Source organism: Mycobacterium sp. NGS68 (assembly GCF_059812195.1).
On the sequence record NZ_JCALCE010000043.1, the window covers coordinates 13183 to 32939 of the forward strand.

Genomic DNA, 19757 nt, shown 5'->3' on the forward strand with positions numbered 1-19757 from the left:
AGTTCCCCCCAGAAGCCTAAACGTGGATGTTATGCGTTCACCCGGTGGTTGTTCCGCAGTTCGATGAAACTACATATGACTATGCATAAATCCAGTTCAGCGCAGCAGCGCGCGGGACATCACGACACGCTGGATCTGGTTGGTGCCTTCGTAGATCTGGGTGATCTTGGCGTCGCGCATCATGCGTTCGACGGGGAAGTCGACGGTGTAGCCGGCGCCGCCGAAAAGCTGCACGGCGTCGGTGGTGACCTCCATCGCGACGTCGGAGGCAAAGCACTTCGACGCCGCTGAGATGAAGCCCAGATTCGACTCCCCGCGCTCGGCCCGCGCCGCGGCGCTGTAGACCATCAGCCGCGCCGCCTCCACCTTCATCGCCATGTCCGCGAGCATGAACTGCACGGCCTGGAAGCTGCTGATCGACTCGCCGAACTGCTTGCGGTCCTTGGTGTAGGCGATGGCGGCGTCGAGCGCGCCCTGGGCGATCCCGACGGCCTGGGCGCCGATGGTGGGGCGGGTGTGGTCCAGCGTGGCCAGCGCGGTCTTGAAGCCGGTGCCGGGGTCACCGATGATGCGGTCGCCGGGGATGCGGCAGTTCTCGAAGTACAGCTCGGTGGTGGGGGAGCCCTTGATGCCGAGCTTCTTCTCCTTGGGACCGACGGTGAAGCCCTCGTCGTCCGCGTGCACCATGAACGCCGAGATGCCGTTGGCGCCGCGCTCCGGGTCGGTCACGGCCATGACGGTGTACCAGGTCGACTTGCCGCCGTTGGTGATCCAGCACTTGGCGCCGTTGAGGATCCAGCCGTCGCCGTCGGCCTTGGCGCGGGTGCGCATCGAGGCCGCGTCGCTGCCGGCTTCGCGCTCGCTGAGCGCGTAGGACGCCATCAACCCGTCGTTGGCGATGGTCGGCAGCACCTGCTTCTTCAGCTCCTCGGAGCCGCGCAGGATCAGGCCCATGGTGCCCAGCTTGTTCACCGCCGGGATCAGCGACGCGGACGCGTCGACGCGCGCCACCTCCTCGATCACGATGCAGGCGGCCACCGAATCCGCGCCCTGACCGCCGTACTCCTCGGGAACGTGCACGGCGTTGAAGCCCGACGCGTTCAGGGCCGCCAGTGCCTCGTCGGGGAACCGCGGCCCCTCGTCCACCTCGGCGGCGTACGGCGCGATCTCCTTCTCGGCCAGCGCGCGGATCGCGGCCCGCAGCTCGTCGTGCTCCTCGGGCAGCTTGAACACGTCAAATTCGGGGTGTCCGGCCCATGCAGCCATCTCCGCCTCCTAATACTCCGCCGGTCTACTGGCCGGTAACTTTAACCTGAAGTTCCTGCAGCGCCGCATCCTTGGCCCGCACGGTCTGCGCCAGCTGGTCCTGAAATGCGACGACCCGGGCCCGCAGCTGCGGGTCCGAGGACCCGAGAATCCGCACCGCGAGCAGCCCGGCGTTGCGCGCACCGCCGATCGAGACGGTCGCCACCGGGACCCCGGCGGGCATCTGCACGATCGACAGCAACGAGTCCAGCCCGTCCAGCCGCGCCAGCGGCACGGGCACCCCGATCACCGGCAGCGGCGTCGCCGCGGCGACCATCCCGGGCAGGTGCGCGGCGCCGCCGGCCCCCGCGATGATCACCTCGATGCCACGGTCGGCCGCGCCGCGCGCGTAGTCGAACATCACCTCCGGGGTGCGATGCGCCGAGACGACCCGCACCTCCGCGGGGATGTCGAACTCGGCCAGCGCCTCGGCGGCGTCGGCCATCACCGACCAGTCGCTGTCGCTGCCCATGATCACCCCGACCCGGGGCTGATCACTCAACCGGGTCATCTACGCCGCTCCTCCTCATCGCTAGTCCGCTCTGCATCGTCGCCGGCGTGCGGATCCCATCCGTCCGTCCACTGCGCGTGTGACAACCAGTGTGCCGCCAGCTCGGCGCGTTCACGCAGCTTGCCGACATCTGAGCCGAGAAAGTTGACGTGGCCGATCTTGCGGCCCGGGCGCTCGGCCTTGCCGTACAGGTGAACCCGGGCGTCGGGCAGGCGCGCGTACAGGTGATGCAGCCGCTCGTCCATCGACATGGCGGGCGTGGAGGCCTCGGCGGCACCCAGCACGTTGCCCATCACCGTCACCGGCGCGAGGGTCTCGGTCTCGCCCAGCGGGTAGTCCAGCACCGCGCGCAGATGCTGCTCGAACTGGCTGGTCCGCGCGCCGTCCATGGTCCAGTGCCCGGAGTTGTGCGGCCGCATCGCCAGCTCGTTCACCAGCAGCTCGCCGTCGGTGGTCTCGAAGAGCTCGACCGCCAGCAGCCCGAGGACGCCCAGCTCCCCCGCCAACCGCAACGCCAGCCCCTGCGCCTCCGCGGCCAGGGCGTCGGGCAGTTCCGGCGCCGGCGCGATGACCAGCACGCAGATGCCGTCCTGCTGCACCGTCTGAACCACCGGCCATGCCGCACCCTGGCCGAAGGAGGACCGGGCCACCAGCGCGGACAGTTCGCGGCGCAGCGCCACCCGCTCCTCGACCAGCACCGGTACGCCCGCGGCCAGGTACTCACCGGCCAGCTCGCGCGCGTGCGCCAGGTCACGCGCCATCCGCACGCCGCGGCCGTCGTAGCCGCCGCGGACCGCCTTGACCACCAACGGGGCGTCTGGCGCGGCCAACGACGCGGCGAACGCATCCAGATCGGCCAGGCGCTCGACGCCGGCGTAGCGCGGGACGGGAGCGCCCAGCGCCTCCAGCCGCGTCCGCATCACGAGCTTGTCCTGGGCGTGCACCAGAGCCTGCGGCGGCGGCGCCACCGTCACGCCCTCGGCGACCAGCTTGTCCAGCAGATCGGGCGGCACGTGCTCGTGGTCGAAGGTCAGCACGTCGGCTCCGGCCGCGACCCGGCGCAGGTCTTCCAGGTCCTCATGCGACCCGATCACCACGTTGGGGGTGACCTGCGCCGCGGGTTCGTCGGCGGAGGTCGCCAGCACCCGCAGGTTCTGGCCCAGCGCTATCGCGGCCTGATGCGTCATCCGCGCAAGCTGGCCGCCGCCGACCATTGCGACGGTTGGGGCGTCCCGCGGGGTGGGTGAACTCGGCACGGCCATCATGGTGTCACGGGGCTTGACCGGCGTGTTTAGCGGCTGCGCGACCAAATCGTTATGTAGGATTTTGCGCCAATTTTGCGTTAATCCGTAGACTGGCGTGCTGTGTCCTTTGCCGATGCCACAATTGCGCGCCTCCCGGGGGTTCTTCAGCCCTTTGCGATGCGCCATCACGAGCTGATCAAATTCGCCATTGTCGGCGGCACCACGTTCATTATCGACTCGGCGATTTTCTACACGCTGAAGCTGACGATTCTGGAATCCAAGCCGGTCACCGCGAAGGTGATCGCCGGGATCGTCGCCGTCATCGCCTCCTACATCCTGAATCGGGAGTGGAGCTTCCGCGACCGCGGCGGCCGTGAACGCCACCACGAGGCGTTGCTGTTCTTCGCGTTCAGCGGCGTGGGCGTGCTGCTGAGCATGGCACCGCTGTGGATTTCCAGCTACGTCCTGCAGCTGCGCGAGCCGACGGTGTCGCTGACCGTGGAGAACATCGCCGACTTCATCTCGGCCTACATCATCGGCAACCTGCTGCAGATGGCCTTCCGCTTCTGGGCCATGCGGCGCTGGGTCTTCCCCGACCAGTTCGCCCGCAACCCCGAGAAGGCGTTGGAATCCACCCTCACCGCCGGCGGTATCGCCGAGGTCTTCGAGGACGAACTCGAGGGTGGGAACGTGACCCTGCTGCGCGCCTGGCGCAACCGCAGGGCAGCGCGGTTCGCTCAGTTGGACGACGGCGACCCGGTATCGAAAACTTCGTGATACAGCAGCGCGTGCACCTCGCGTAGCCGCGGAATGTCGTAGAACTCCAGCGGGTCCTGTGACGCCGACTCGATGATCAGCGTCCCGGTGCGAAACATTCGTTCGGTGACCTTGTCGCGGAACTCCACGCTGTTGATCCGCGCCAACGGGATGTCGATCCCGGTCCGGGTGAGCACGCCGTGCCGGTACATCACCCGGCGGTTGGTGACGACGAAGTTGGTGGTCAGCCAGCTCAGGAACGGCCACAGCGTGAGCCAGCCGACGATGATCAGCCAGACGCCCCAGACCACTCCGTAGATCACGTTCTTGGTGAGTTGGGGCCAGCCCGTCGAGTTGACGAATCCGGACCCCAGCGCCGCCAGCCCGGTCGCCAGGATCAGCGCCAGCACCGGAAAGATCAGCCGCTTCCAGTGCGGGTGGTTGTGCAGGACGACCTGCTCGCCTTTGGCCAGGACATTCTCGGGATAGCCCACCTGGGAAGGCTAACGCAAATGGATGACGTCGCCGGCCGAGACGGTGACGGTTTCGACACTGGTCTCGATGCGGAGCCGGCCCTGGTCGTCGATGTCGCGGGCGGTCCCGACGACGGCGCCGCCGCCGGGCAGCTCGGCCCGCACGCGCGTCCCCAGGGTGAGGCTGCGGGCGCGGTAATCGGCCAGCAGTCGCGGGTCCGCGCGACGCCACTGCGCGATCCGGGTGTCCAATTCCCGCAACAGGCCTGCCAGCAGGCGCCGGCGGTCGGGCGCCGCGACGCCGAGGTCGGCCAGCGACGTCGCGCCGTCGACGCCCTCGGGGGCCTGCGCGACGTTGAGCCCCAGCCCGACCACCACCGCGGGGCGGGCGACCTCGGCCAGGATGCCGGCCAGCTTGCGGCCGTCGGCCAGCACGTCGTTGGGCCACTTGAGGCCGGTCTGCACCCCGAGGGCAGTCACCGCGTCGACGACCGCGACACCGGTGAGCAGCGACAGCCAACCCCACGAGGTGACCGGGACGTCGACCACGCTGACGCCGACCGACATGCTGATCTGCGCGTGCGGGGTCGCCGACCAGGTGCGGCCCTGGCGGCCGCGGCCGGCGGTCTGATGCTCGGCGATCAGCACCGCCCCGGCGATGTCGGCGCCGGACGCGGCGCGGGCCAGCAGGTCGGCGTTGGTGGAGCCGGTCTGCGCGACGACGTCCAGTTGCCGCCAGCCGGACCCGATCACCTCGGCGCGCAGCGCGTCAGCGTCCAGGGCGTCAGCATTCATGACCGCTCAGCCTAAAGCGTGGCCCGGTTCGCGTTTGCCCGATACGGTGACGCCACAGGACGCTAGGAGGCTCGGGACCTAGGAGGCTTGACGTGGAGATGACGCGAGGCGCCAAGATCACCACCATCGTCGGTGTTGTCGTATTGGTTGCAGCGCTTCTCGGCATCGCCGTGGTTCTCGCCACCAGGTCCGACGGGCCCGCTGCATCGCCGCCGTCGGGCGCAACCACGGCGTCGTCGCAGACGCCGACCGGGCAGGCCTACGGCGCACCGTCGGTGCTGCCGCCGTTCGCCAACAACACCCACGGCCTGCGGCATCCGTTGGCGCTGGCGATCGACTCCGCCGGCGACATCTACGTCACCGACAAGGAACCCACTCGCGAGCCCAGGCATCGGGTGGCCAAGCTGGCCGCGGGGTCGATGGACGTGACGTTCTTGCCGTTGAGCGGTCTGGGAGCAACAGAGGGACTGGCCGTCGACTCCGCCGGCGCCGTCTACCTCAGCGATAACGACAACGATCGTGTGCTCGTACTGGCGGCGGGATCGAAGGCCCCGATGGTGCTGCCGTTCACCGGCCTGCGGCGGCCCTGCGGTGTGGCGGTCGACTCCGCCGGCGCCGTCTACGTCGTCGACCAACTCAACAATCGGGTCCTCAAGATGCCCGCGGGGTCGAAAACTCAGACGGCGCTGCCCTTCACCGGCCTCGACCAGCCCATGGGTCTCGCGGTCGATACCGCCGGGAACGTCTACGTCACCGACTTTGCCAACGACCGGGTGCTGAAACTGGCCGCGGGTTCCGCCACCCCGGCCGTGCTGCCCTTCACCGGCCTAAAACACCCGGAGGGGGTGGCCGTCGACGCCGCCGGCGCCGTCTATGTCACCGACAACGTCGACAAGCGGGTGCTCAAGCTGGCCGCCGGATCGGCAACGCAGACGACCTTGCCGTTCACCGTCTACAACCCCGCCCGGGTCGCGGTCGACGCTGCCGGCGCCGTCTATGTCAGCGACCCAGCCAACCGTCAGGTGGTCAAGCTGCCGCCGAAGTGAGCGACGCGCGACTTTAATTAAGACCTTCATAAGGTTGCGGGGACCGTCGCGGCTAAGCTCCATTCCCATGACTAGCGTTACCGACCCCTCAGCCCACACGGCCGAGCCCGCCGCCGAGCACACGATCGACATTCACACGACCGCGGGCAAGCTGGCCGAGCTGCACCGGCGGCGCGAAGAGTCGCTGCACCCGGTCGGTGAGGCCGCCGTCGACAAGGTGCACGCCAAGGGCAAGCTGACCGCCCGCGAGCGCATCACGGCGCTGCTGGACGAGGACTCGTTCGTCGAGCTCGACGCGCTGGCCAAGCACCGCAGCACCAACTTCGGCCTGGAGGCCAACCGCCCGCTGGGCGACGGCGTGGTGACCGGCTACGGCACCATCGACGGCCGCGACGTGTGCATCTTCAGCCAGGACGCCACCGTGTTCGGCGGCAGCCTCGGCGAGGTCTACGGCGAGAAGATCGTCAAGGTGCAGGAGCTGGCGATCAAGACGGGCCGTCCGCTGATCGGCATCAACGACGGCGCGGGCGCGCGCATCCAGGAGGGCGTCGTCTCGCTGGGCCTGTACAGCCGCATCTTCCGCAACAACATCCTGGCCTCCGGCGTCGTCCCGCAGATCTCGCTGATCATGGGCGCCGCCGCCGGCGGGCACGTCTACTCCCCCGCGCTGACCGACTTCGTGATCATGGTCGACCAGACCAGCCAGATGTTCATTACCGGCCCCGACGTCATCAAGACCGTCACCGGCGAGGACGTCACCATGGAGGAGCTGGGCGGCGCGCATACCCACATGGCCAAGTCGGGGACGCTGCACTACGTCGCATCCGGCGAGCAGGACGCCTTCGACTGGGTCCGCGACCTGCTGAGCTACCTGCCGCCCAACAACTTCACCGACGCCCCGCGCTACGCCGTGCCAGTGCCCGAAGGCGCCATCGAGGAGAACCTCACCGACGAGGACATCGAGCTGGACACGCTGATCCCGGACTCGCCCAACCAGCCCTACGACATGCACGAGGTGATCACCCGCATCCTCGACGACGACGAGTTCCTGGAGATCCAGGCGGGCTACGCCCAGAACATCGTCGTGGGATTCGGGCGCATCGACGGCCGGCCGGTGGGGATCGTCGCCAACCAGCCCACGCAGTTCGCCGGCTGCCTGGACATCAACGCCTCGGAGAAGGCGGCGCGGTTCGTCCGGACCTGCGACTGTTTCAACATCCCGATCGTCATGCTGGTGGACGTGCCGGGCTTCCTGCCCGGTACCGGCCAGGAGTACAACGGCATCATCCGGCGGGGCGCCAAGCTGCTGTTCGCCTACGGCGAGGCCACCGTCCCCAAGATCACCGTCATTACCCGCAAGGCCTACGGCGGCGCGTACTGCGTCATGGGCTCCAAGGACATGGGCTGCGACGTCAACATCGCCTGGCCCACGGCACAGATCGCGGTGATGGGCGCCTCCGGCGCAGTCGGGTTCGTCTACCGCAAGCAGCTGAACGAGGCGGCCAAGGAGGGCAAAGACGTCGACGCGCTGCGCCTGCAGTTGCAGCAGGAGTACGAGGACACGCTGGTCAACCCCTACGTCGCCGCCGAGCGCGGCTACGTCGACGCGGTGATCCCGCCGTCGCACACCCGCGGCTACATCGGCACGGCCCTGCGCCTGCTGGAACGCAAGATCTCGCACCTACCGCCCAAGAAGCACGGGAACATACCGCTATGAGCGAGCAGACGCCCCACGAGGCGCACCTCCAGGTGCACAAGGGTCACCCCACCGACGCGGAGCTGGCCGCGCTGATCGCCGTGCTCGGATGCATCGACGGCGCCGCCGGCCAGCCGGAACAGCCGCCGCACACCCGGTGGGGCCTGGCGGTCGACAAGCTGCGGATCGCGGTCACCAACCACCAGCGAGTCACCCTGCAGGAACGCGTGCACATGCAGCGATGACCCGGCTGGTGCTCGGGTCCGCCTCCCCCGGACGGCTCAAGGTGCTGCGCCAGGCCGGCGTCGACCCGCTGGTCGTCGTCTCCGGCGTCGACGAGGACGCGGCCATCGAGGCTTTGGGGCCCGACGCCCCACCCGACGAGGTCGTGTGCGCTCTCGCCCGCGCGAAGGCCGAGCAGGTGGCGGCCGGGCTGGACGCCTCGGTCGCGGCGGATTGCGTTGTCGTCGGCTGCGATTCGATGCTCCACCTGGACGGCCGGCTGAGCGGCAAACCGCTGTCGGTGGCCGAGGCTCATGCACAGTGGCAGTCGATGGCGGGGCGCGCCGGCCAGCTGTATACCGGCCATTGCGTGGTCCGGCTGGTTGCCGGCCGGGCGGTGCACCGCGACGCCGCGGCCGCGGTCACCACCGTGCGTTTCGGAACGCCGTCGGGTGCGGACCTTGACGCATACCTGGCCAGCGGCGAGTCGCTGCGGGTCGCCGGCGGCTTCACCCTCGACGGCCTGGGCGGGTGGTTCATCGACGGCGTGGACGGCGACCCGTCGGCCGTGGTGGGCATCGGGCTGCCCCTGACGCGCGCGCTGCTGGATCGCGCCGGCGTGTCCGTCGCCGCGCTGTGGGCCGCCAATCCGGTGTGACGCCTGGGCGCGCGAGACTTAATCTGCTGCGACCGCGACCGGCGTGTCGTGTGTGTAGTTTAAGTGTCGCGGATCAACGCCAAAGCCGCCCATAGCGGGCCAACGGTAGGCTCGTTGACGTGCCACTCCCCCCGGATCCCAGCCCCACTCTGTCGGCCTACGCCCACCCCGAACGACTCGTCACCAGCGACTGGCTGTCCGCCCACCTGGGCGCGCCCGGCCTGGTGATCGTCGAGTCCGACGAGGACGTCCTGCTCTACGACGTCGGGCACATCCCCGGCGCGGTGAAGATCGACTGGCACACCGACCTCAACGACCCGCGGGTCCGCGACTACATCAGCGGCGAGCAATTCGCCGACCTGATGAACCGCAAGGGCATCTCCCGCGACGACACCGTGGTGATCTACGGCGACAAGAGCAACTGGTGGGCGGCCTACGCGCTGTGGGTGTTCACGCTGTTCGGCCACGCCGACGTGCGGCTGCTCAACGGCGGCCGCGACCTGTGGCTCGCCGAACGCCGGGACACCACGCTGGAAGTCCCCACCAAGACGTCGACCGGCTACCCCGTCGTCGAGCGCAACGATCCACCCATCCGGGCGTTCAAGGACGACGTGCTGGCCGTCATCGGCCACCAGCCGCTCATCGACGTGCGCTCCCCCGACGAGTACACCGGCAAGCGCACCCACATGCCCGACTACCCGGAGGAGGGCGCGCTGCGGGCCGGCCACATCCCCACCGCCCGGTCGATCCCGTGGGGCAAGGCGGTCGACGAGAGCGGCCGCTTCCGCCCCCGCGAGGAGCTGGACGAGCTCTACGGGTTCATCAACCCGGACGACAAGACCGTCGTCTACTGCCGCATCGGCGAGCGGTCCAGCCACACCTGGTTCGTCCTCACCCACCTGCTCGGCAAGCCCGGGGTGCGCAATTACGACGGCTCGTGGACCGAATGGGGCAACACCGTGCGCGTGCCGATCGTCGCGGGCGCAGAACCGGGAGCCGCGGGAGTCGCTGCAGTTTCATGACGCTGCCCGCCCCGCTCGCAGAGGTAATGTCCGACTTCGCCGAGGTTGAGGGCCAGGACAAGCTGCGGCTGCTGCTGGAATTCGCCGACGAGCTGCCCGCCCTGCCGGCCGACCTCGAGGAGGCCGCGATGGAGCCGGTACCCGAATGCCAGTCGCCGCTCTTCCTGCATGTCGACGCCGACGACCCCGATCGGGTCCGGCTGTATTTCAGCGCGCCGGCCGAGGCGCCGACCACCCGCGGGTTCGCCTCGATCCTGGCCGCGGGCTTGGACGAGCAGTCCGCCGCCGACATCCTGGCGGTGCCTGAAGACTTCTATTCCGAACTCGGCCTCGCCGCTCTGATCAGCCCGCTTCGGTTGCGCGGGATGTCGGCGATGCTGGCCAGAATCAAGCGGCGACTGCGCGAAGCGGCCTGAATTGGGAACCGCCTGACCGCGCCAACGGCGTGGCGCATAAACTTCCCCCTCGAGACTTGTAAGAAATTCTCTTAGAGACGAAGAAGACGCTACCCAGGAGGCGCCAGGTGCCCAGTCACGCCAGCTCGAGGATCTCTAAGGTTCTGGTCGCAAACCGCGGCGAGATCGCGGTCCGAGTGATCCGGGCAGCCCGCGACGCGGGACTTGCCAGCGTGGCGGTGTACGCCGAACCCGACGCCGAGGCGCCGCACGTCAAGCTCGCCGACGAGGCGTTCGCCCTGGGCGGTCAGACCTCGGCCGAGTCCTACCTGGACTTCGCCAAGATCCTCGACGCGGCGGCCAAGTCCGGCGCCAACGCGATCCACCCCGGCTACGGCTTCCTGTCGGAGAACGCCGACTTCGCCCAGGCCGTGCTGGACGCCGGCCTGATCTGGATCGGGCCCAGCCCGCAGTCGATCCGCGACCTGGGCGACAAGGTCACCGCCCGCCACATCGCCGCGAAGGCGCAGGCGCCGCTGGTGCCCGGCACCCCCGACCCGGTCAAGGACGCCGACGAGGTGGTCGCGTTCGCCAAGGAGTACGGCGTGCCCATCGCGATCAAGGCCGCCTTCGGCGGCGGCGGCCGCGGCATGAAGGTCGCCCGCACCCTCGAGGAGATCCCGGAGCTGTTCGAGTCGGCCACCCGCGAGGCCGTCGCCGCGTTCGGCCGCGGCGAGTGCTTCGTCGAGCGCTACCTGGACAAGCCGCGCCACGTCGAGGCCCAGGTGATCGCGGACCAGCACGGCAATGTCGTCGTCGCCGGCACCCGGGACTGCTCGCTGCAGCGCCGCTTCCAGAAGCTCGTCGAGGAGGCGCCGGCGCCGTTCCTGACCGACGCGCAGCGCAAGGAGATCCACGAGTCCGCCAAGCGGATCTGCAAGGAGGCGCACTACTACGGCGCCGGCACCGTCGAATACCTGGTCGGCCAGGACGGGCTGATCTCCTTCCTGGAGGTCAACACCCGGCTTCAGGTCGAGCACCCGGTCACCGAGGAGACCGCGGGCATCGACCTGGTGCTGCAGCAGTTCAAGATCGCCAACGGCGAGAAGCTGGACATCACCGAGGACCCCACCCCGCGGGGACACGCGATCGAGTTCCGGATCAACGGCGAGGACGCCGGGCGCGGCTTCCTACCCGCGCCGGGGCCGGTCACCCGGTACGACATCCCCACCGGGCCGGGTGTGCGGCTGGATTCCGGCGTCGAGGCGGGTTCGGTGATCGGCGGCCAGTTCGACTCGATGCTGTCCAAGCTGATCGTGTACGGCGCCACCCGCGAGGAGGCGCTGGCCCGCTCCCGCCGCGCGCTCGACGAATTCCACGTCGAGGGCCTGGCCACGGTGATCCCGTTCCACCGCGCGGTGGTGTCCGACCCGGCGTTCATCGGCGACGGGAACGGCTTCACCGTGCACACCCGCTGGATCGAGACCGAGTGGGACAACACCGTCGAGCCCTTCACCGGCGGCGAACCCCTCGACGAGGAGGAGACCCGCCCGCGGCAGAAGGTCGTCGTCGAGGTGGACGGCCGTCGGCTCGAGGTGTCCCTGCCCGGCGACTTGGCGCTGACCAGCGGCGGCGACCCGGCCGGCGTGATCCGCAAGAAGCCCAAGCCGCGCAAGCGCGGCGCGCACACCGGCGCGGCGGCGTCCGGGGACGCCGTGACGGCGCCCATGCAGGGCACCGTCGTCAAGGTCGCGGTCGAAGAGGGCCAGGAGGTCACCACCGGCGACCTGGTGGTGGTGCTCGAGGCCATGAAGATGGAGAACCCCGTCACTGCGCACAAGGACGGCGTTATCACCGGCCTGGCGGTCGAGGCCGGCGCGGCCATCACGCAGGGCACGGTGCTCGCCGAGATCAAGTAGCCGGGATTCTGTGAATTCGGCGCTAAGTCCCTCGGAGATCGTTGTCGGCTACTCCCACCTTGGGTAGGGTGCGGGTAGGTTGAGTTCACAGCCACCCGGAACTACGTTGCCATCCCTTGTGAATGGCGCGCGGGAGGCGAATCCCTTGCCCCATCCGTTCCCGGTATCGCCGACGCGATCCACCGCACGAAATCCTCATCGACTGAGGGAGTCAACCGTGACTGCCATTCAATCGTGGCAAAAGAGCCGCACCGCCGAATTCGCCGCTCGCCCAGGCCAATCCGCCATAGTAATCACCGTGCACGGAGAGGTCGACGCGGCCAACGCCAACCAGCTCACCGAATATGTACAACGCACTTTGCGTCAAACCCAGCGCGTGGTGCTGGACATGCGGGGTCTGGATTTCATTGGTACCGCAGGGTTTTCGGCGCTGCACCGAATCAATGTGGCATGCTCGGCAGCCGGCGCCCACTGGGTGCTGATACCGGGCCGCGCCGTGCAACGCCTGTTGCGCATCTGCGACCCCGACGGCACGCTGCCGACGACGATCTCGCTGGCGGAGTTGGTAATTCGCGACGACGACGGCCTGACCGCGCGAAGGGGCCTACTCCAACTGGTCCCGTAGCCGGCCCAGCGACTTGGCCAACAACCGCGACACGTGCATCTGCGAGATGCCGATGCGTTCAGCGATCTGCGTCTGCGTCATCGACTCGAAAAACCTCAGGACCAACACCATTCGCTCCCGCTCGGGCAGTGCCTCGAGCAGCGGACGCAGCGCCTCCTGGTCCTCGATCCGGTCCAGGCTGGTGTCCACATCGCCGAGCGTGTCGGCGATGGCGCGAACGTCGTCGTCCTCGCCGCTACCGGAACTGTCGATGGACAGCGTGTTGTAGGAGCTGCCCGCCACCAGGCCCTCGACGACCTCTTCGCGGTCCATGCCGAGTTCCTCGGCGAGTTCGGTCGCGGTGGGCGCGCGGCCCAGCCGCTGCGACAGGTCGGCGGTGGCGGTGCCCAGCCGCAGGTGCAGTTCCTTGAGCCGCCGCGGAACCTTGACCGACCAGCTGTTGTCGCGGAAGTGGCGCCGGACCTCACCCATGATCGTGGGCACGGCGAACGAGACGAAGTCCGAGCCGGTCTCCACGTCGAAGCGCACCACGGCGTTGACCAGCCCCACCCGGGCGACCTGCACCAGGTCGTCACGCGGTTCGCCCCGGCCCTCGAATCGCCGGGCGATGTGGTCGGCCAACGGCAGGCAGCGCTGGACGATGACGTCCCGATGACGCTGAAACTCCGGGGAGTCCTGGGTCAGGGTGGCCAACTCCCGAAACATGTCGGGGACATCGGCGTATTCGTTCGGGCGCGACACGGAACCGCCGGCAGCTCGCGCGCTCACCTGGCTGTCACCTGCTAGGTGCCGCCCGTGGCGCCGTCAGCGTGATACCGAAAACACTGCCGGACTCATCGGGCTCGCGTCCATCGTGGAAGGTCTGGACGTCGTCGGCCAGCGAGGTCAGTACGTGCCAGCTGAAGCTGCCGGGCGCCACGACGTCGTGGGTGTCACACGCCGCGAAGGCCTCCACCACCAGTTCGTCGTCACGGGGGTCGACGACGACGGTGAGTACCGCGTTGGGGGTGGCCGACCGGATCAATCGGGTACAGACCTCGTCCACCGCCAGGCGCAGGTCCGCAACAGCATCGAAATCCAGATCTTCGAAGGTGCCTATCGCACCGACCAGGGTGCGCAGCATTGCCAGGTTCTCCAGGCGCGCAGCAACCTGCAACTCGACGGCGCGTAAGCCGCGTTGGCGCTTGTCACCGCGCAATTCCGCATCGGTCATATAGTCTCCCGGCAATATCTGATCGACACTACCCTGTCGGTGGGGCTGGCCATGGCTCCGGCCTTCGAGCTGGTTAGTCACGAGCGCTCCCGCTGTCGAACGCGCCTATGTACCGGACTGCGAGCAGGCCGTCGGGAAACTGCTGACGCGATTGTGTGCCCCATGATCATGGTCTAGACGTGATACCCGCTCGGTGGGGCGGGTAACCGCGCGAATCAGAACAATATTCCGCACGCCCCTGGGAGACCGAAAAGGCGAGCTGACAGGGGTATTCGACGAGTTGTGAAGCTGCGGGCCTAGCTGGCGGGGCGTTGCCTGCTGACTTCCGGGTGCTCGGTGTACCACCGATCCGCGATGCGGCGTATGCGGCGGTGCTCGAACGCCAGCCAGATCAAGCCCAGCACCGTGACGGCGATCGCTACGGTGCCTGCGGTCATGCCCTGATGGTGGTGCCCGGTACCGAAGGCCGCGAGGCTGCCGACGCCACCGACCACGCCGGCGACGACCAACAGGTACCCGGGCCAGTGCAGGACGTCGATCAACGATTCACCAGCGAACGGCCGCGTCGTCCGTAAATGGTCGACGGGGTCACGATAGGTATCTCCCATGGCTACTCCACTCCAGGTCCGTTCCGGGCCTTAATTCCGCCCATTCCGGCTTTACCTACAACTAACAACGGTAGAACTCGGGAAGCGGTTCGGGGAGTGCCAATTTATCGAGTCAAAGTGCCATTACGGGCCCGACGATCGGCGGCACAACCATCGAGAGGGTCAACACCATCAACGTCAACAAGAACCAGCCGGCGCCGTGCCAGCCCCACCATGTGCCCTCGCTGCGCCACACGCGGTAGGTGCGCACGAACGCCCACAGCCCGGCGGCGAGCAGGATCAGCGGCCCGCCGAACGCCAGCATCGTCCGTTGCGGCGGCCCACACGCGGCCGTGTCGACGCTCACGCCGCTGCAGGTACTCACCCACAACGCGGCCAGGATGACGAAGCCGACCGCGCCGGCCGCGGCCAGCGCAGTGAACCGGACGGCGGCGCGAACCTCGCTGTCCTCATGGCCCAGGCGATCGCCACGCGATCGCTCATACGCCTTCTGCATTCTTCTGAACCTCATATTCGGCGGTCGACCGTTGTCCGGTCTTTCGTTCGCTGTGTCGCATTCGTTTCAGGTCTTGCCGACCCGGGGACGGCTATTCGGAGACTTGTCCTGGTGAATACCCGATTAGCGGCAACGTAATCCTGCGAATAGCTACCTGACCTCAGACAAAGCGGCCCGCACGCCGTCGACGGCCGCATCGATCTCGGCCTCCGAAACGGTCAGCGCGGGACGGAATCGGACGCCGCGCGTTCCGGTCGGCAACAGGATCACCGCCCGGAGCCACAATTGTCGGATCAACTCGTCGCGGGCGGCGGTGTCCGGCAGGTCGAAGGCGCGCATCAGGCCACGCCCGCGAGCGTGCAGGACGACGCCCGGGAACTCCTCGGCCAGTTCGTCGAGCCGGGCGCCCAGGTAGCCGCCTCGCCGCGCGGCGCGCTCGAAAAGCCCGTCGGCCTCGATCGTCTCGAGGATGCGCCGGGCGCGCACCATGTCGACGAGGCTGCCGCCCCACGTCGAATTGAGCCGCGACGGGACGGCGAACACGTTGTCGGCGACCTCGTCGACCCGCCGACCCGCCATCACGCCGCAGACCTGTGTCTTCTTGCCGAATGCCACGACATCCGGTTGGGCGCCCAATTGCTGGTAGGCCCAAGGCGTTCCGGTCATCCCGCAGCCCGTCTGCACCTCGTCGAAGATCAACAGCGCGTCGTGCTCGTCGCACAGCTCACGCATCCGCGCGAAGAACTCGGGCCGGAAGTGGCGGTCGCCGCCCTCGCCCTGGATGGGTTCGGCGATGAAGCAGGCGATGTCATGCGGATGCGTCTGGAACGCCGCGCGGGCCTGGCGCAGCGACTCGGCTTCCAGCGCGGCCGTGGCCGCCGCGTCCAGGCCGGGCCTGATGTAGGGCGCGTCGATGCGCGGCCAGTCGAACTTGGGGAAGCGGGCCACGGTGACCGGTTTGGTGTTGGTGAGCGACAGCGTGTAGCCGCTGCGCCCGTGGAACGCGCCGCGCAGGTGCAGCACCCGGGCACCGAGCGACGGGTCGAGTCCGCGCCGCTCGTTGTGCCGGCTCTTCCAGTCGAAGGCGACCTTCAGCGCGTTCTCCACCGCGAGCGCGCCGCCCTCGACGAAGAACAGATGCGGCAGCGCCGGGTCGCCGAGGACCCGCGCGAAGGTTTCGACGAAGCGGGCCATCGGCACCGAGTACACGTCGGAGTTGGCGGGCTTGTTCAGCGCGGCCGTCATGAGTTCGGCGCGGAACTCCTCGTCGTCGGCCAGGGCCGGATGGTTCATGCCCAGCGCCGACGATGCGACGAAGGTGAACATGTCCAGGTAGCGGCGCCCGTCGCGGGCGTCGACCAGATACGAGCCGGCCGAGGCGGTCAGATCGAGCACCAAATCCAGGCCGTCGACCAGGATGCTGCGCGCCAGCACCCCGGGCACCATGTCGGGCTCTGTCAGGCGGTCCGTCAGCACAGTCATGACGCCCATACTAGCTATACTTTTACGAAATCATGACGTCTAAACAGGAAAAACTATGGTACGTGCTGCCTGTCACTGTAAAAAGTATTCAATATGATGGTGCTTCGAGTCCTGACGTTCGCGGCGGTCCGGATCCGTTGCAGCAGGTCCTCCAGCGCACGTGCGGACTCGACGCGCACCAGCAGGACGTAGCTCTCCTCGCCGGCGACCGAGTGACACGATTCGATCTCCGGGATGTGCTCCAGCCGCGCCGGCGCATCATCGGGTTGAGACGGATCGAGAGGGGTGATCGCCACGAACGCGGACAGCAGCTGCCCGACAGCCGCCGGGTCGATCCGCGCGGCATACCCCGCGACGACGCCGCGGGATTCCAGCCGCCGCACCCGCGACTGCACCGCCGATACCGACAGCCCTGCGACCGCGGCCAACTCTGCCAAAGTGGCGCGGCCGTCGGCGACCAGCTGGCGCAGCAGGATCCGGTCGATGTCGTCGAGCGTCTCGGCCATGGCCGGAGATTATCGCAGCGGCGGTTTCGCATGAACCGCGTGACGACGTGGCAGCTGCGGGCCGGCTTCGCCGCGGGGTTGTCGGCGATGTACGCCGGCGAGGTGCCTGCCTACGGCACGCTGGTGCGCGTCACCGAGGAGGTGAACCGCGAATACCTGCGGAGGCGCCCGGACGCCGAACGGCTCGGGTCGCCGCAGCGGGTCACCGCCGAGCGGCACGGCGCCATCCGGGTGGGCGCCCCGGACGAGCTGGCCGCCGTCGCCGACCTGTTCGCCGCGTTCGGCATGGCGCCGGTGGGCTACTACGACCTGCGCGCCGCGGCGTCGCCGGTCCCAGTGGTGTCCACCGCTTTTCGTCCCGTCGACGCCGACGAGCTGGCCCGCAATCCGTTTCGCGTATTCACGTCGATGCTGGCGACCGACGACCCCAGGTTCTTCCATACCGACCTGCGGTCCCGGGTGCAGGCGTTCCTGGCGCAGCGTCGGCTGTTCGACCCCGCGCTGCTGGCCCGGGCGCGCACGATCGCGGCCGACGGCGGCTGCGACGCGGACGAGGCGCCCGCGTTCGTCGCGGCGGCGGTGGCCGCGTTCGCGCTGTCCCGCGACCCGATCGACAAGGCCTGGTACGACGAGCTGTCGCGGGTGTCGGCGGTGGCCGCCGACATCGCCGGCGTCGGATCCACGCACATCAACCACCTGACGCCGCGTGTCCTCGACATCGACGAGCTGTACGCCCGGATGGGCCGGTGCGGCGTCACGATGATCGACGCCATCCAGGGACCGCCGCGCACCGACGGGCCCGTCGTGCTCTTGCGCCAGACCTCTTTCCGTGCCCTGGCCGAACCGTGCCTGTTCCGGGACGCCGAGGGTGCCGTCGGCCCCGGCAGCCTGCGGGTGCGCTTCGGTGAGGTGGAGGCCCGCGGGGTCGCGCTGACGCCCAAGGGCCGCACCCGCTACGACGCGGCGATGGCGGCCGGCGATCCCGCCGCGGTGTGGGGTGAGTATTTCCCGTCGTCCGATGCCGAACTGGCCGCGCAGGGGCTGGCCTACTACCGCGGCGGGGACCCGTCGGCGCCGATCGTCTACGAGGACTTCCTGCCAGCGTCGGCGGCGGGCATCTTCCGGTCCAACCTGGACCGCGACGGCGCGGCGGTGGCCGGCCCCGACGATGGTGGCTACACCGTGGCGTGGCTGGCCGGCGCGATCGGTCGCGACATTCACGACCCGTATGCGCTCTACGAGAAGGAGGCCGCCGCATGAACCGGCAACTACGCGCCCGGGTGCAGGAGGCCTTCGCCGCCATCGGGGTGACCGCCGACCTGGGCGAGCCGGGCGGGGACGGCCTGCCGGCGGGCACGCCGATCACCGGCGAGGTGCTGTTCACCGTCGCGCCGACCACGCCCGAGCGCGCCGAGGCCGTCGTCGCCGATGCCGCCGCGGCGTTCCCGGCGTGGCGGGCCACCCCGGCCCCGGTGCGCGCCCGGCTGGTGGCCCGGCTGGGCCAGCTGCTCACCGCCCACAAGGAGGATCTCGCGGCGCTGGTCACCGGCGAGGTCGGCAAGATCACCTCCGAGGCGCTGGGCGAGGTGCAGGAGATGATCGACGTCTGCGAGTTCGCGGTCGGCCTGTCGCGACAGCTCTACGGCCGGACCATCGCGTCGGAGCGGCCGGGGCATCGGCTGATGGAGACGTGGCATCCGCTCGGCGTCGTCGGCGTGATCACCGCGTTCAACTTCCCGGTCGCGGTGTGGGCGTGGAACGCCGCGGTCGCGCTGGTATGCGGAGACCCGGTGGTGTGGAAGCCCTCGGAGCTGACGCCGCTGACCGCGCTGGCCTGCGACGCCCTGATCGCGCGGGCCGCCGCCGACGTGGGCGCGCCGCCCGCGGTGAGCGGGCTGGTCCTGGGCGGGCGCGAGCTGGGCGAGCTGCTGGTCGACGACCCGCGGATCGCGCTGCTGTCCGCCACCGGTTCGGTGCGGATGGGTCAGCAGGTCGGTCCCCGCGTCGCGGCCCGCTTCGGGCGGGTGCTGCTGGAACTGGGCGGCAACAACGCGGCCATCGTGACCCCGTCCGCCGATCTGGAGCTCGCGGTGCGGGCCATCGTGTTCGCCGCCGCGGGCACCGCCGGTCAGCGCTGCACCACGCTGCGCCGGCTGATCGTGCACCGCTCGGTGGCCGATTCAGTGGTAGCGCGCGTCGTGTCCGCGTTTGCGCAGCTGCCCGTCGGCGACCCGTCGGCGCCGGGCACGCTCGTCGGCCCGCTGATCCACGAGACCGCCTACCGCGACATGGTGGGCGCGCTGGAGCAGGCCCGCGCCGACGGCGGCGAGGTGATGGGCGGCGAGCGGTGCGACGCCGGCGCGCCGGGCGGTTTTTACGTCGCTCCCGCCGTCGTGCGGATGCCGGCGCAGACCGCCATCGTGGCGGCCGAGACCTTCGCCCCGATCCTCTACGTGCTGACCTACGACGACCTGGACGAGGCGATCGCGCTGAACAACGCCGTACCCCAGGGCCTGTCGTCGGCGATCTTTACCACCGACATCCGTGAGGCGGAGCGTTTCCTGGACGGTTCCGACTGCGGTATCGCGAACGTCAATATCGGCACTTCGGGCGCCGAAATCGGCGGCGCGTTCGGCGGCGAGAAGCAGACCGGCGGCGGCCGGGAGTCGGGTTCGGACTCGTGGAAGGCCTACATGCGGCGTGCCACCAACACCGTCAATTATTCGGGTGAGCTGCCGCTGGCTCAGGGCGTGCGGTTCGGCTGACGAATGACTATGGCGGAATC

The 19757-nt window shown here is 69.0% G+C and carries 21 protein-coding genes and 1 pseudogene; 11 read left to right on the forward strand and 11 right to left on the reverse strand.

Features of this window, described 5'->3' with window-relative positions; translation table 11 throughout:
* Positions 1–96 precede the first annotated feature (96 nt).
* Genes AC5Y5V_RS27990 through AC5Y5V_RS28000 form a run of 3 tightly spaced genes read right to left on the reverse strand, consistent with a single transcriptional unit; the run spans position 97 to position 3081 of the window.
* Positions 97–1266 carry an acyl-CoA dehydrogenase gene (locus AC5Y5V_RS27990; RefSeq protein ID WP_499941702.1) on the reverse strand — a complete coding sequence of 390 codons (1170 nt, stop codon included), beginning with the start codon at positions 1264–1266 and terminating at the stop codon, positions 97–99.
* 25 nt (positions 1267–1291) lie between these two features.
* Positions 1292–1816, reverse strand: coding sequence for a 5-(carboxyamino)imidazole ribonucleotide mutase (purE, locus tag AC5Y5V_RS27995; protein WP_499941705.1), 525 nt, complete (start codon positions 1814–1816; stop codon positions 1292–1294).
* Complete coding sequence (locus AC5Y5V_RS28000; protein ID WP_499941707.1) at positions 1813–3081, reverse strand: 5-(carboxyamino)imidazole ribonucleotide synthase; 1269 nt, start codon at positions 3079–3081, stop codon at positions 1813–1815. The genes purE and AC5Y5V_RS28000 overlap by 4 nt, the downstream gene beginning before the upstream one ends.
* A gap of 99 nt (positions 3082–3180) precedes the next feature.
* On the opposite strand from AC5Y5V_RS28000, the gene AC5Y5V_RS28005 reads away from it, so the two are divergent.
* Positions 3181–3837 (forward strand): GtrA family protein, encoded by a 657-nt coding sequence (locus AC5Y5V_RS28005; protein WP_499941709.1) that lies wholly within the window; start codon positions 3181–3183, stop codon positions 3835–3837.
* Here AC5Y5V_RS28005 and AC5Y5V_RS28010 read toward each other — a convergent pair.
* Together AC5Y5V_RS28010 and AC5Y5V_RS28015 are read right to left on the reverse strand one after the other, a co-directional pair.
* Positions 3798–4310, reverse strand: a complete 513-nt coding sequence (locus AC5Y5V_RS28010; RefSeq protein ID WP_499941712.1) for a PH domain-containing protein — start codon at positions 4308–4310, stop codon at positions 3798–3800. The two genes, AC5Y5V_RS28005 and AC5Y5V_RS28010, sit on opposite strands and share 40 nt — an antisense overlap.
* A 9-nt stretch (positions 4311–4319) precedes the next feature.
* A complete protein-coding gene (locus AC5Y5V_RS28015) occupies positions 4320–5084 on the reverse strand; it encodes a biotin--[acetyl-CoA-carboxylase] ligase (protein WP_499941714.1) in 765 nt (254 codons plus the stop codon).
* A gap of 512 nt (positions 5085–5596) precedes the next feature.
* Between AC5Y5V_RS28015 and AC5Y5V_RS28020 the strand changes: the two are divergent.
* From AC5Y5V_RS28020 to AC5Y5V_RS28055, 8 genes and pseudogenes are all read left to right on the forward strand, one after another.
* Positions 5597–6130, forward strand: a pseudogene (locus AC5Y5V_RS28020) (NHL repeat-containing protein); the annotation flags it as partial.
* A 67-nt stretch (positions 6131–6197) separates the two neighbouring features.
* The gene (locus tag AC5Y5V_RS28025) at positions 6198–7847 is read left to right on the forward strand and encodes an acyl-CoA carboxylase subunit beta (protein ID WP_499941716.1); all 1650 of its coding nucleotides are present in this window, start codon (positions 6198–6200) and stop codon (positions 7845–7847) included.
* Positions 7844–8071 carry an acyl-CoA carboxylase subunit epsilon gene (locus tag AC5Y5V_RS28030; protein WP_499941719.1) on the forward strand — a complete coding sequence of 76 codons (228 nt, stop codon included), beginning with the start codon at positions 7844–7846 and terminating at the stop codon, positions 8069–8071. Before AC5Y5V_RS28025 ends, AC5Y5V_RS28030 begins: the two co-directional genes overlap by 4 nt.
* A complete protein-coding gene (locus tag AC5Y5V_RS28035) occupies positions 8068–8706 on the forward strand; it encodes a Maf family protein (protein ID WP_499941722.1) in 639 nt (212 codons plus the stop codon). Before AC5Y5V_RS28030 ends, AC5Y5V_RS28035 begins: the two co-directional genes overlap by 4 nt.
* Positions 8707–8825: 119 nt before the next feature.
* A complete protein-coding gene (locus AC5Y5V_RS28040; protein ID WP_499941725.1) occupies positions 8826–9728 on the forward strand; it encodes a sulfurtransferase in 903 nt (300 codons plus the stop codon).
* The gene (locus AC5Y5V_RS28045) at positions 9725–10144 is read left to right on the forward strand and encodes a SufE family protein (protein ID WP_499941727.1); all 420 of its coding nucleotides are present in this window, start codon (positions 9725–9727) and stop codon (positions 10142–10144) included. Before AC5Y5V_RS28040 ends, AC5Y5V_RS28045 begins: the two co-directional genes overlap by 4 nt.
* Before the next feature lie 107 nt (positions 10145–10251).
* The gene (locus tag AC5Y5V_RS28050) at positions 10252–12042 is read left to right on the forward strand and encodes an acetyl/propionyl/methylcrotonyl-CoA carboxylase subunit alpha (RefSeq protein ID WP_499941730.1); all 1791 of its coding nucleotides are present in this window, start codon (positions 10252–10254) and stop codon (positions 12040–12042) included.
* Positions 12043–12259: 217 nt separating this feature from the next.
* Positions 12260–12667, forward strand: a complete 408-nt coding sequence (locus AC5Y5V_RS28055) for an STAS domain-containing protein (RefSeq protein ID WP_499941733.1) — start codon at positions 12260–12262, stop codon at positions 12665–12667.
* Here AC5Y5V_RS28055 and AC5Y5V_RS28060 read toward each other — a convergent pair.
* The 6 genes from AC5Y5V_RS28060 to AC5Y5V_RS28085 all read right to left on the reverse strand — a co-directional run bounded on the left by AC5Y5V_RS28060 (position 12647) and on the right by AC5Y5V_RS28085 (position 16972).
* Positions 12647–13435: an RNA polymerase sigma factor SigF gene (locus tag AC5Y5V_RS28060; RefSeq protein ID WP_499941736.1), complete on the reverse strand. Its 789-nt coding sequence runs from the start codon at positions 13433–13435 to the stop codon at positions 12647–12649. The two genes, AC5Y5V_RS28055 and AC5Y5V_RS28060, sit on opposite strands and share 21 nt — an antisense overlap.
* A 7-nt stretch (positions 13436–13442) precedes the next feature.
* Entirely contained in the window at positions 13443–13880 is a 438-nt protein-coding gene (locus tag AC5Y5V_RS28065) for an ATP-binding protein (protein ID WP_499941770.1), read from the reverse strand.
* Positions 13881–14176: 296 nt separating this feature from the next.
* Positions 14177–14488: a protein UsfY gene (gene usfY / locus AC5Y5V_RS28070; RefSeq protein WP_499941738.1), complete on the reverse strand. Its 312-nt coding sequence runs from the start codon at positions 14486–14488 to the stop codon at positions 14177–14179.
* Between the two features lie 112 nt (positions 14489–14600).
* The gene (locus tag AC5Y5V_RS28075) at positions 14601–14984 is read right to left on the reverse strand and encodes a hypothetical protein (protein ID WP_499941740.1); all 384 of its coding nucleotides are present in this window, start codon (positions 14982–14984) and stop codon (positions 14601–14603) included.
* A 150-nt stretch (positions 14985–15134) separates the two neighbouring features.
* Positions 15135–16475 (reverse strand): L-lysine 6-transaminase, encoded by a 1341-nt coding sequence (gene lat / locus AC5Y5V_RS28080; RefSeq protein WP_499941742.1) that lies wholly within the window; start codon positions 16473–16475, stop codon positions 15135–15137.
* A 44-nt stretch (positions 16476–16519) separates the two neighbouring features.
* Positions 16520–16972 carry an Lrp/AsnC family transcriptional regulator gene (locus AC5Y5V_RS28085; RefSeq protein WP_499941745.1) on the reverse strand — a complete coding sequence of 151 codons (453 nt, stop codon included), beginning with the start codon at positions 16970–16972 and terminating at the stop codon, positions 16520–16522.
* 30 nt (positions 16973–17002) lie between these two features.
* Between AC5Y5V_RS28085 and hglS the strand changes: the two genes are divergently transcribed.
* Both hglS and amaB read left to right on the forward strand, forming a co-directional pair.
* Positions 17003–18232, forward strand: a complete 1230-nt coding sequence (gene hglS / locus AC5Y5V_RS28090) for a 2-oxoadipate dioxygenase/decarboxylase (RefSeq protein ID WP_499941747.1) — start codon at positions 17003–17005, stop codon at positions 18230–18232.
* Positions 18229–19737 (forward strand): L-piperidine-6-carboxylate dehydrogenase, encoded by a 1509-nt coding sequence (gene amaB, locus AC5Y5V_RS28095; protein WP_499941749.1) that lies wholly within the window; start codon positions 18229–18231, stop codon positions 19735–19737. Before hglS ends, amaB begins: the two co-directional genes overlap by 4 nt.
* The last annotated feature ends 20 nt before the right edge of the window (positions 19738–19757 follow it).

Excerpts from the sequence above, each read along its gene's own strand:
- amaB (WP_499941749.1), top strand. The coding sequence starts at position 18,229 with ATGAACCGGCAACTACGCGCCCGGGTGCAGGAGGCCTTCGCCGCCATC.
- AC5Y5V_RS28075 (WP_499941740.1), bottom strand. The coding sequence starts at position 14,984 with ATGCAGAAGGCGTATGAGCGATCGCGTGGCGATCGCCTGGGCCATGAG.
- AC5Y5V_RS28025 (WP_499941716.1), top strand. The coding sequence starts at position 6,198 with ATGACTAGCGTTACCGACCCCTCAGCCCACACGGCCGAGCCCGCCGCC.
- AC5Y5V_RS28030 (WP_499941719.1), top strand. The coding sequence starts at position 7,844 with ATGAGCGAGCAGACGCCCCACGAGGCGCACCTCCAGGTGCACAAGGGT.
- lat (WP_499941742.1), bottom strand. The coding sequence starts at position 16,475 with ATGGGCGTCATGACTGTGCTGACGGACCGCCTGACAGAGCCCGACATG.
- AC5Y5V_RS28085 (WP_499941745.1), bottom strand. The coding sequence starts at position 16,972 with ATGGCCGAGACGCTCGACGACATCGACCGGATCCTGCTGCGCCAGCTG.
- usfY (WP_499941738.1), bottom strand. The coding sequence starts at position 14,488 with ATGGGAGATACCTATCGTGACCCCGTCGACCATTTACGGACGACGCGG.
- AC5Y5V_RS28035 (WP_499941722.1), top strand. The coding sequence starts at position 8,068 with ATGACCCGGCTGGTGCTCGGGTCCGCCTCCCCCGGACGGCTCAAGGTG.
- AC5Y5V_RS28065 (WP_499941770.1), bottom strand. The coding sequence starts at position 13,880 with ATGACCGATGCGGAATTGCGCGGTGACAAGCGCCAACGCGGCTTACGC.
- AC5Y5V_RS28045 (WP_499941727.1), top strand. The coding sequence starts at position 9,725 with ATGACGCTGCCCGCCCCGCTCGCAGAGGTAATGTCCGACTTCGCCGAG.
- AC5Y5V_RS28000 (WP_499941707.1), bottom strand. The coding sequence starts at position 3,081 with ATGATGGCCGTGCCGAGTTCACCCACCCCGCGGGACGCCCCAACCGTC.
- purE (WP_499941705.1), bottom strand. The coding sequence starts at position 1,816 with ATGACCCGGTTGAGTGATCAGCCCCGGGTCGGGGTGATCATGGGCAGC.
- AC5Y5V_RS27990 (WP_499941702.1), bottom strand. The coding sequence starts at position 1,266 with ATGGCTGCATGGGCCGGACACCCCGAATTTGACGTGTTCAAGCTGCCC.
- hglS (WP_499941747.1), top strand. The coding sequence starts at position 17,003 with ATGAACCGCGTGACGACGTGGCAGCTGCGGGCCGGCTTCGCCGCGGGG.
- AC5Y5V_RS28015 (WP_499941714.1), bottom strand. The coding sequence starts at position 5,084 with ATGAATGCTGACGCCCTGGACGCTGACGCGCTGCGCGCCGAGGTGATC.